Source organism: Streptantibioticus rubrisoli (assembly GCF_024436055.1).
Classification (GTDB): domain Bacteria; phylum Actinomycetota; class Actinomycetes; order Streptomycetales; family Streptomycetaceae; genus Streptantibioticus_A; species Streptantibioticus_A rubrisoli.
Genome location: NZ_JANFNH010000012.1, coordinates 136,885 through 147,518 on the forward strand (window position 1 = coordinate 136,885; position 10,634 = coordinate 147,518).

Annotated in this window: 7 protein-coding genes; 4 read left to right on the forward strand and 3 right to left on the reverse strand. The window is 71.8% G+C overall.

Going from position 1 to position 10,634, the window contains the following annotated elements; genetic code table 11:
* Positions 1–215: 215 nt before the first annotated feature.
* Positions 216–1,478: a DUF5919 domain-containing protein gene (locus NON19_RS14525; RefSeq protein WP_255928086.1), complete on the reverse strand. Its 1,263-nt coding sequence runs from the start codon at positions 1,476–1,478 to the stop codon at positions 216–218.
* Between the two features lie 260 nt (positions 1,479–1,738).
* Between NON19_RS14525 and glgX the strand changes: the two genes are divergently transcribed.
* The 3 genes from glgX to NON19_RS14540 are packed head-to-tail and all read left to right on the forward strand — an operon-like array spanning position 1,739 to position 6,829.
* Positions 1,739–3,883, forward strand: coding sequence for a glycogen debranching protein GlgX (gene glgX, locus NON19_RS14530; protein WP_255928056.1), 2,145 nt, complete (start codon positions 1,739–1,741; stop codon positions 3,881–3,883).
* Between the two features lie 32 nt (positions 3,884–3,915).
* Positions 3,916–6,303, forward strand: a complete 2,388-nt coding sequence (gene treY / locus NON19_RS14535; RefSeq protein ID WP_255928058.1) for a malto-oligosyltrehalose synthase — start codon at positions 3,916–3,918, stop codon at positions 6,301–6,303.
* Positions 6,304–6,319: 16 nt separating this feature from the next.
* Positions 6,320–6,829 (forward strand): DUF402 domain-containing protein, encoded by a 510-nt coding sequence (locus NON19_RS14540; RefSeq protein ID WP_255928060.1) that lies wholly within the window; start codon positions 6,320–6,322, stop codon positions 6,827–6,829.
* A 45-nt stretch (positions 6,830–6,874) separates the two neighbouring features.
* Here NON19_RS14540 and NON19_RS14545 read toward each other — a convergent pair whose 3' ends face one another.
* Entirely contained in the window at positions 6,875–7,420 is a 546-nt protein-coding gene (locus NON19_RS14545) for an FHA domain-containing protein (protein WP_255928062.1), read from the reverse strand.
* Positions 7,421–7,594: 174 nt separating this feature from the next.
* Here NON19_RS14545 and treZ point away from each other — a divergent pair, with 174 nt between their 5' ends.
* Positions 7,595–9,328, forward strand: a complete 1,734-nt coding sequence (treZ, locus tag NON19_RS14550; RefSeq protein ID WP_255928064.1) for a malto-oligosyltrehalose trehalohydrolase — start codon at positions 7,595–7,597, stop codon at positions 9,326–9,328.
* A 121-nt stretch (positions 9,329–9,449) separates the two neighbouring features.
* On the opposite strand, the gene zapE is transcribed toward treZ, so the two are convergent.
* Positions 9,450–10,595, reverse strand: coding sequence for a cell division protein ZapE (gene zapE, locus NON19_RS14555; protein WP_303653732.1), 1,146 nt, complete (start codon positions 10,593–10,595; stop codon positions 9,450–9,452).
* Positions 10,596–10,634: the final 39 nt, after the last annotated feature.

Here is a 10,634-nt window from a genome sequence, read left to right on the forward strand (position 1 = left end):
CCGCATCTTCCGCCGGTGCTGTCACATCATCTCGTGCGCCACTGACAGTCCATGCGGCGGCCGCCAGGCGCTCCGCTGGGAGTGCGGTGATATGCCGTCGAGCGTCTGCAGCACCGTTGCGGCTGGTCGCGCCCACGCGGCGGAGCCGCACATGGACACAGCCCCGCGCCCCTTCAGGGCGCTACCGAACCCCCGGCGGACTTCTCCCGACCTGCCTACGACACGGGTCGTGAATCCCCCCAAACCCCCTCGAACTCCTCGCGGTAGATCTCGAACAGCCCGTGCTCACCGTGCCGTTCGAGCGGGTCGCCGCCCTCCTCCTGCACCAGCTTGCGGCTGCCGCCGCGCAGCACCAGCACCGGGGACTCCATGCCCCGCGCCCTGCGCAGATACGGCTGGATGACGGCGACACCGTCCGCGCCGTCCCCGTCCACCAGGTAGGCGGTGAACCGCGGAGTCTCGTCGAAGACCCGGATCTCGAAGGCGTCCGGGTCCCGCAGCCGGGCGCGCACCCGGCGCATGTGCATGATGTTCATCTCCACCGAACGGCTGATCTCCCCGCGCCCCAGGCCCAGTTCGCGCTCCCGGCGGCGCACCGCGCTGCTGGCCGGGTTGAGGAACAGCAGCCGCACCCGGCACCCCGTCTCGGCGAGCCGCACCAGTCGGCGGCCGGAGAAGTTCTGCACCAGCATGTTCAGGCCGATGCCCGTCGCGTCCAACCGGCGCGCGCCACTGAACAGGTCCTCAGCGGGCATCTTGCGCAACAGCCTCACTCGATCGGGGTAGACACCCACCACGTCGGCGAAGCGGTCGCCGACGATCTCCTCCACCGCGTCCACCGGCAGCCGCCTGCCGGAGCCCGCCTGGGAGTCTCCGCCGAGCATGTCGATCAACCGGGCGGCGGCGCGTTCGGCCTGGGCCAGCACGGTCTCGGACAGCGCCCGGTTGCGGTTGACGACGTGCCGGGCGACCTCCAACTCGTCCAGCACCAGCTCCAGTTCGCGCCGCTCGGCCAGGTACGGCTCGAAGCACGGCCAGTGCTGCACGATCAGCTCGCGCATCTGCGGCAGGGTCAGGAAGCTGAGCACGTTGTCGTCGGCCGGGTCGAGCAGATAGCCCTTGCGGCGGCTCACCTCCCGTACCGCGGCCGCCCGCTGCACCCACTCGTGCCCGGCCGGTCCCGCGGCGGCGACGACCCACTCCTCGCCGTGCACCGGCTCGTAGATCGGCCGGAGCACCGCTCCGACGACCGCGCGCAACCGCTGTTCGACGAGATTCAGCCATACGTAGGCCCGTCCCGCGCGCCGAGCGCGCGTGCGCACCTCGGCCCAGGCTTCGGCGCCCCAGTCCAGTTCTGGTCCGATGTCCAGTTTCACGCCCGCCTGTGCCAGGGAGACCGCACCGGTCGTCCCGTCCGTGGTGCCGCCTTGGTTCTCCTGGTCACCGCCACCGGGCAGCACCAGACCTCCCGACGCCACCACCACACCGCCTTTCCCGCCCCCGTCCACGATCAAGGAAGGGTACTGCGGGCGCGGGAGGTGTCGCAGCGTTACGGACGTGCCTTCACGACATTCACGGCTTCGTAATCCGGCCATGGCGCGTTCGGCAGGCCCCCGTTCGGCCACCCGTTCAGGGGAAGATCTTGCGAAAAGGGACATCCGGGCGGTCATGTGAGCGAGGATGCGAGGGGTACGGCGCCCTCTTGGTGACCGCCAACTTGAGTGGAAGAGTCGACGACATGCAGGTCTGGCCAGGACAGGCGTACCCCCTCGGCGCCACCTACGACGGCGCCGGGACCAACTTCGCGGTCTTCTCCGAGGTCGCGGACCGCGTCGAGCTGTGCCTGCTGCACGACGACGGCTCGGAGACGGCCGTCGAACTGCGGGAGTCCGACGCGTTCGTCCGGCACGCCTACATCCCCGGGGTGATGCCCGGCCAGCGCTACGGCTTTCGGGTGCACGGGCCGTACGACCCGGCGCGCGGCCATCGGTGCAACTCCGCCAAGTTGCTGCTCGACCCGTACGCCAAGGCGATGAGCGGCACCATCGACTGGCACGAGGCGGTCTACGGCTACCGCTTCGACCGGCCGGAGGCGCGCAACGACCTGGACTCGGCGCCGCACACGATGGCGTCGGTGGTGATCAACCCGTTCTTCGACTGGGCCGACGACCGGCCGCCGCGCATCGACTACCACCGCACCGTGCTGTACGAGGCGCATGTCAAGGGCCTGACGATGCTGCACCCCGGGCTGCCGGAGGAGGTCCGCGGCACCTATGCGGCGCTGGCGCACCCGGCGGTGATCGAGCACTTGGTGGAGTTGGGCGTCACCGCGCTGGAGCTGATGCCCGTCCAGCAGTTCGTCACCGACAACCGGCTGGTGGACGAGGGGCTGACCAACTACTGGGGCTACAACACCATCGGCTTCTTCGCACCGCACAACGCCTACGCCTCGATGGGCGACCGCGGCCAGCAGGTGCTGGAGTTCAAGACCGCGGTGCGCGCCCTGCACGCCGCCGGGATCGAGGTGATCCTGGACGTCGTCTACAACCACACGGCGGAGGGCAACCACCTCGGCCCCACGCTGTCGCTGCGCGGCCTGGACAACGCCTCGTACTACCGGCTGGAGCCGGACAGGAGGTACTACACCGACACCACGGGCACCGGTAACTCGCTGCTGATGCGCAGCCCGCACACCCTCCAGATGATCATGGACTCGCTGCGCTACTGGGTGGCCGAGATGCATGTCGACGGCTTCCGCTTCGACCTGGCGTCCACCCTGGCCCGGCAGTTCCACGAGGTGGACCGGCTGTCGTCGTTCTTCGACCTGGTGCAACAGGACCCGGTGGTCAGCCAGGTGAAGCTGATCGCCGAGCCCTGGGACCTCGGCGAGGGCGGCTACCAGGTGGGCAACTTCCCACCGTTGTGGACCGAGTGGAACGGCGCGTACCGCGACACCGTGCGGGACCTGTGGCGTGGTGAGCCCGCCCGGCTGGCGGAGTTCGGATCCCGGCTGACCGGCTCCTCCGACCTGTACCAGGACGACGGCCGCCGTCCGCTGGCCTCCATCAACTTCGTGACCTGCCATGACGGCTTCACCCTGTGCGACCTGGTCAGCTACAACGAGAAGCACAACGAGGCCAACGGCGAGGGCAACCGGGACGGCGAGAGCTACAACCGCTCGTGCAACCACGGCGTCGAGGGACCCACCGACGACGAGGCCGTGCTGGCGCTGCGCGGCCGCCAGATGCGCAACTTCATCGCCACCTTGATGCTGTCCCAGGGCGTGCCGATGATCTCGCACGGCGACGAGTTCTGCCGCACCCAGCTCGGCAACAACAACGCCTACTGCCAGGACTCGGAGTTGACCTGGGTGCACTGGCCGAAGGGCGCGGAGAGCGGCAGCGGCGGCACGGCGGACGCCGAGGCGCTGCGCATGCTGGAGTTCACCCGCACCATGGTGTGGCTGCGCCGCGACCATCCGGTCTTCCGCCGTCGCCGGTTCTTCCACGGCCGCCCGGTGGAGGGCACCCATGACGACCTCTCCGACATCGCCTGGTTCACCCCCGAGGGTGAGGAGATGACGCAGCGGGACTGGCAGGCGGCGCACGCCCGTTCGCTGGTGGTCTTCCTCAACGGGCAGGCGATCTCCGAACCGGGGCCGCGCGGCGAGAGGATCACCGACGCGTCCTTCCTGCTGATGTTCAACGCCCACCAGGCCGCCATGGAGTTCGTGGTCCCGATCAACCACGGCACTCAGTGGCAGGTGGTGGTGGACACCGCGGTTCCGGACGGGGTGCCTCCGGGCAGCGGCCGCAAGGTGCGCGCGGGCGACCGGCTGCGGCTGGTGGACCGCAGCCTGGTGGTGCTGATGCGTCCGGCGTGACAGGCGGCGAGTTCGACGACGGGAGGCAGTTGATGAGCGACGATCTGCCGGGCGCCGCGCCGCCCACCGCGACCTACCGCCTGCAACTGCGACCGGAGTTCGGTTTCCGCGCCGCCGAGGTGGTGGTGCCGTACCTGGCCCGTCTGGGCGTCTCCCATCTGCACCTGTCCCCGGTCCTTGAGGCGGCCCCCGGCTCCGGTCACGGCTACGACGTCACCGACCACAGCCGGGTGCGCGCCGAGCTGGGCGGCGAGGAGGGGCTGCGGTCGCTGGCCCGTACCGCGCGGGCGCACCGCCTGGGGCTGGTCCTGGACGCGGTGCCCAACCACATGGCGGTGCCGGTGCCTGAGCGGCTCAACCGGCCGCTGTGGGAGGTGCTGCGGGACGGCCCCGACAGCCCGTACGCCCGCTGGTTCGACATCGACTGGCAGGCGGGCCAGGGCAAGCTGCTGCTGCCGGTGCTCGGCGGACGGCTCGGCGAAGAACTGCCCGCACTGCGGGTCAACGCCGAGGTCGGCGAACTGCGCTACCACGAGCACGCCTTCCCGCTGCGCCCCGGCACCGAGCGGCTGCCGCTGCCCGAGCTGCTGGACGCCCAGCACTACCGGCTCGCCTGGTGGCGGTTGGCCCGTACCGAGCTGAACTACCGGCGGTTCTTCACCATTTCGCAACTGATCGGGGTACGGGTGGAACACCCCGAGGTGTTCGAGGCCACCCATGGCACCCTGCTGCGGCTGCTGCGCGACGGGGTAGCCGACGGCTTGCGCATCGACCACCCCGACGGGCTCGCCGACCCGGCGGGCTACCTGGAGCGGTTGCGCAAAGCGTCCGGCGGCCGGTGGACCGTGGTGGAGAAGATCCTGTGCGGCGAGGAACGGCTGCCGGACGACTGGGCGTGCGCGGGCACCACCGGCTACGACGCGTTGCGCCGGATCGACGGCCTGTTCATCGACCCGGCGGGCGCCGACGAACTCACCGCCGTCTACCGGGACTTCACCTCGGCCGAGCCTGAGCTGGGCGGCGAGTGGCGGGCCACCGCGCGCCGGGCCGCGTACCAGGTCGTCACCGACGCGCTGGCCGCCGAGGTCGAACGGCTGGTGCGCACCGCCGACCGCGTCTGCCGTACCCGGCCCGACCTCGCCGACCACGCCCCCTGGGCGCTGCGCACCGCGCTGCGCGAGCTACTGGTCCGGCTCCCGGTGTACCGGCCGTACCCGGGGCGGCGGGAGTCGGCCGAGCTTGTTCAGGAGGCGGCCGAGGGCGCCCGCGGCGCCTTCCAGGTGCCCGAGGAGGCCCACGCGGTCGACGTGGTGCGGGACCTGGCGCTCGGGCGGCTGGGGCGCGGCGGCGACCATGACGACTTCGCGGCCCGGTTCGCGCAGGTCTCCTCCGCGCTGCGGGCCAAGTCCACCGAGGATACCGCCTTCTATCGCCACGTACCGCTGCTCTCGCTCAACGAGGTCGGCGGTGACCCCGGGCACCCAGGCACCTGCCCGGACGCCTTCCACACCTTCTGCGCCCGGCTCGCCCACGACTGGCCGGACACCGGCACCGTACTGTCCACTCACGACACCAAGCGCAGCGCGGACGTACGCGCCCGGCTCGCCGTCCTGTCCGAACTGCCCGGCGACTGGGCCGACTTGCTGGCCGGGGTCCATACGCAGGCCGACCCGCCGCCCGACCGGCACATGGCGTACCTGGCCTGGCAGACCGCCCTGGGCATCGGCTCCATCCCCGCCGAACGGCTGGTTCCGGCCGTGCTCAAGGCGGTGCGCGAGGCCGGGTTGCGCACCAGTTGGACCGAGCCCGACGAGGAGTACGAGCGGGCGGTGGAGGCCTTCGTCCGGGCCGGGCCGTGCGGGCCCGCCCGGCATGCGCTGGCCCGGTTCAACCGCCGGATCGACGCCCATGCGCGGGCCAACGTGCTGGGGGCGGCGCTAATCCACCTCACCATGCCGGGGGTGCCCGACCTGTACCAGGGCACGGAGGGCGTGTACGGCGCGCTGGTGGACCCGGACAACCGGGCTCCGGCGCGCTTCCTGCCGGATCTGCTGGCCCAGTTGGACGCCGGTGCCGCGCCACACGGCCTGGACCAGGAGAAGCGGCTGCTGACGGCGGCGGCGCTACGGCTGCGCCGGGCGTGCCCGGACGCCTTCGACGCCCGGGGCGGATATCAGCCGCTGCGCGCCGAGGGTCCGGCGGCCGGGCACTGCGTGGCGTTCTGCCGCGGCGGCCGGGTGGTTACCGTGGTCACCCGGCTCAGCCGCCGTCTTCAGGCGGCGGGCGGCTGGCGCGGCACCCGGCTCTCGTTGCCCCCGGGCCTGTGGCGGGAGGCGCTGACCGGCCAGGAGCTGGGCGGCGAGACGGAGTTGGGACGGTTGCTCGGCGACCGTCCGGTGGCGCTGCTGCGGCTCGTGTGACGTACTGTCGATCACCATGACCGACGGACAACAGACGGTAAGAGTCGTCTACACCAAGTACGACGGCTCGTTGCACTGGAACCAGTACGCGACGGCGCTCGGCGAGGACGAGCACGGTGTGTGGCTGGGCTGCCGGGCCGGGAACACCGCCCAGCGGGGCTTCGAGCCGCCGATAACCTACGACCACGCGTTCGTGCTGCTCTTTCCCCGGGACGCGTGGTGGACGGCCGTGTTCAACGCCGCTCCCGCCCGGACCGAGATCTACTGCGACATCTCCACGGTGCCGACCTGGCGGGACGGGGTGGTGACCATGGTGGACCTCGACCTCGACGTGGTGCGCCGCCGTGACGGTTCACTGTACATCGACGACGAGGACGAGTTCGCCGAGCACCGGGTGCGGTACGGGTATCCCACCGAGGTGGTCGAGAACGCCGAGCGGGCCGCGCGGTCGCTGATGAGGTCAATCGGCGAACGCGCGGAACCGTTCGCCGGGGGATATCGCGAGTGGCTCTCCCTGGTGCAGTGAGCGGTCAGCGCGCCCGGACGGCGACCGGCGGTTGACGCGCGGAGCTCAACGGTCGGCGAGCCGGAAGCCGATGCGGCCGAACGTCACCAGGTCGCCGGGGCGCACCTCGGCGGCCCCGGTCAGCCGCTGCCCGTTGACCCAGGTGCCGTTCATCGACCCGAGGTCGCGCAGCACCCACACATCGCCCTCGCGGCGCAGTTCGGCGTGCACCCGGGAGACCGAGTCGTCGCCTATGCGCAGCCCCGAGGCGTAGTCCCGGCCTATCCGCAACGGGTAGGGACCGGGCTCCGGCAGCATCAGCTTCGGCAGCCGCTCGGCCCACCACGCCTTGCGCAGCCGCATGGTGAAGGCGGAAGCGGTGCTGACCACACCGGTCGCCCAGCGGACCATCCGGCCGCCGGACGGCAGGTCGGCCACAAGAGCGTCGAGTTCGGCCTGGCCGCGCGTGACCATGGCGATTTCCATGCGCTGCAGGAACGTTTCATGAGACAGCCGTCCGCGGACGGCGTTCTCCTTGAGCACCTCGATGGCGCGCTCCCGATCGGCGTCGGAGGGCCGGTCGGAATGAGTCCGCAACTCAGATGACGTCACAGACGGGATTCTGCGGTCCTGATCAGGCAGGTGTCCAGCGGACCGGAAACCGGCGGGCAGCGGCCGGGAACCGCCCTTCCGTCCGCGTACCACCACCGCGTTGACGGGGTACATACCGTCAGATCGCTCGCGCACCCGGGTGCGCGCCGGAGCGCGTCCAGAGGGAGGACGACGGTGGGATACCAGGTTTGGGCACCGCAGGCCCGGCAGGTCGCGGTGCGCGTCGCGGGCCGGAACCATCCGATGCGGCCCGATCCGGCGCGCCCCGGCTGGTGGCGAACGGACGGCGAGGGCGCGCCGCCGTACCGGGACGGCACCCGGTACGCGTTCGTGCTGGACGGCGGCGAGCCGCTGCCCGACCCGCGCTCCCGGCGCCAGCCGGACGGCCCGGACGGGCCGAGCGCGGTGGTGGACCACTCCCGGCACGTCTGGCGGCACCCCTGGCCCGGCAGGGAGCTGCCGGGCGCGGTGCTGTACGAGCTGCACATCGGCACGTTCACCCGCGAGGGCACCTTCGACGCGGCCGTGGCGCGGCTGCCGCATCTGGCCGCACTGGGCGTCAGCCATGTCGAGCTGATGCCCATCTGCCCCTTCCCCGGCCGGCACGGCTGGGGGTACGACGGGGTGGCGCTGTGGGCGGTGCACGAACCGTACGGCGGACCGGCGGGCCTGAAACGCTTCGTCGACGCGGCACACGGGCACGGACTCGGAGTGGTGCTCGACGTGGTGCACAACCACCTGGGGCCGTCGGGGGACCATCTGCCGCGGTTCGGGCCGTACTTCACCGACCGGCACCACACGCCCTGGGGCGCCGCGATCAACCTGGACGCGCCCGGATCCGACGCGGTGCGCGACTTCCTCATCGGCAGCGCGCTCGCCTGGCTGCGGGACTACCGGCTGGACGGGCTGCGGCTGGACGCGGTGCACGCGCTCGCCGACACCAGGGCGCTGCCGTTCCTGGAGGAACTGTCCACCGCCGTCGACGCGTTGGCATTGGAGGCCGGGCGGCCGCTGTTCCTGATCGCCGAGTCCGACCTGAACGACCCGCGCACCACCGCCTCCAGGGAGTCGGGCGGACTCGGCCTGCACGCGCAGTGGAACGACGACTTCCACCACGCCCTGCACACCGCGCTGACCGGTGAGTCCCAGGGCTACTACGCGGACTTCGCGCGCGCTCCGCTGGCGGCGCTGGCCAAGACGCTGACCGGAGCGTGGTTCCACGACGGCACGTACTCGTCGTTCCGTGGCCGCTCCCACGGCCGCCCGCTGCCGCGCGGTGTGCCCGGGTACCGTTTCCTCGGCTACGCCCAGACCCATGACCAGATCGGCAACCGGGCCACCGGCGATCGGCTGACCGCACGCCAACTCGCCCTGGCCGCCCCGCTGGTGCTGACCGCGCCGTTCACGCCGATGCTGTTCATGGGCGAGGAGTGGGGTGCGGGCACGCCCTGGCAGTTCTTCACCGACCACACCGATCCGGCGCTGGCCCAGGCGGTGCGCGAGGGGCGGCGCGGCGAGTTCGCCGAGCACGGTTGGGACGCGTCGCGGATTCCGGACCCGCAGGATCCGGCGACCCGGTTGCGGTCCTGTCTGGACTGGTCGGAGCCGGGCCGCGAACCGCACACCGGGCTGCTGCGCTGGTACCGCGAGCTGATCGCGCTGCGCGCGGCCGAGCCGGAGCTGGCCGACCCGGACCTGGCGGCGGTCCGGGTGGAGTTCGACGAGGACGCCCGCTGGATCCTGGTGCACCGCGGCACCTTGCGTACCGCGGTGAACTTCGCGGACCAGCCGCGTGAACTTCCGCTGTCCGGCTGCCAGGTGCTGGCGGCGTCGAGCGAATTCCCCGACACCGACAGGCGGTTGATACTGCCGGGGTGGTCGGCCGCCGTGGTACGGGTCGCGGGCTGAGCGCTCCGCTGCGAGTGCGCGATGTGCCGTCGATCGTCCGCGGCGCCGTTGCGGCTGATCGCGAAGTTCCCCGCGCCCCTTCGGGGCGCTACTGGACCGCGGCGGACTTCGGCCGATCTGCTCAGCCGTTGGTGGGGCGGCCCGCGTCGCGGGCGAGGGCGGTGAGGCGGGAGATCGCCCGGAAGTACTTCTTGCGGTAGCCGCCCTTCAGCATCTCCTCGCTGAACACCCGGTCGAACGGGACGCCGGAGGCCATCACCGGGACCTCCCGGTCATAGAGCCGGTCGGCCAGCACCACCAGGCGCAGCGCGGTGGCCTGGTCGGTGACCGGTGCCACACCGCGCAGGAAGACCGCGCCTATTCCGTCGCACAGCGCGCCGTAGCGGCTGGGGTGTACCCGTGACAGATGGTCGACGAGGGGGCCGAAGTCGTCCAGGGACGCGGCCGGGGTGGCGTACGCGGCCTCGGTGACCTCTTCGTCGGAGTACGGCGCCGGGGCCTGCGGCAGGCCGCGGTGCCGGTAGTCCTCGCCGTCGATCCGCTGGGCCTGGAAGCGAGCGGACAGCCCCTGGATCTCACGCATGAAGTCGGAGGCGGCGAACCGCCCTTCGCCGAGCTTGCCGGGCAGCGTGTTGGAGGTGGCGGCCAGCTTGACGCCCGCGTCGGCCAGCTTGCCGAGCAGGGTGGAGACCAGGACGGTGTCTCCGGGGTCGTCCAGCTCGAACTCGTCGATGCACAGCAGCCGGTGGCCGCTGAGCGCGGTGACGGCCTGCTGGAAGCCGAGGGCGCCGACGAGGTTGGTCAGCTCCACGAAGGTGCCGAACGCCTTCCGCTCGCGCGGTGCGGGGGCGGCGTGCCACAGGGAGGCCAGCAGGTGGGTCTTGCCGACGCCGTAGCCGCCGTCGAGGTACACCCCGCTGGGGCCGCTGGCCCGCTCGCCTCCTCGGCGGAACCACCGCTTCTTGACGCCCGCCTCGGCGCCGTCCGCGCCGAGGGTCCCGGCGAAGCCGCGCAGGACGGTGACCGCCTGGGCCTGGCTGGGCTGGTTCGGGTCCGGTAGGTAGTTGTCGAACCGCACGGCGTCGAACCGCGGCGGCGGCACCATCTCGGCGACCAGCCGGTCGGCCGGAACGTGCGGCTCACGCTCACACAACGACGCGGGCACGTCGCCGGAGACGTCGGCTATGGGGTGGGAGTCAGCGGCGGAGGCGGGAGAGGACACAGCCCCCAAGCCTATCCGCCACCGCGGTGCCGCGCTGTCGGGCATGTCACGGGGGGTGGGGTTGTGGGGGTTGGTTTGGGGGTG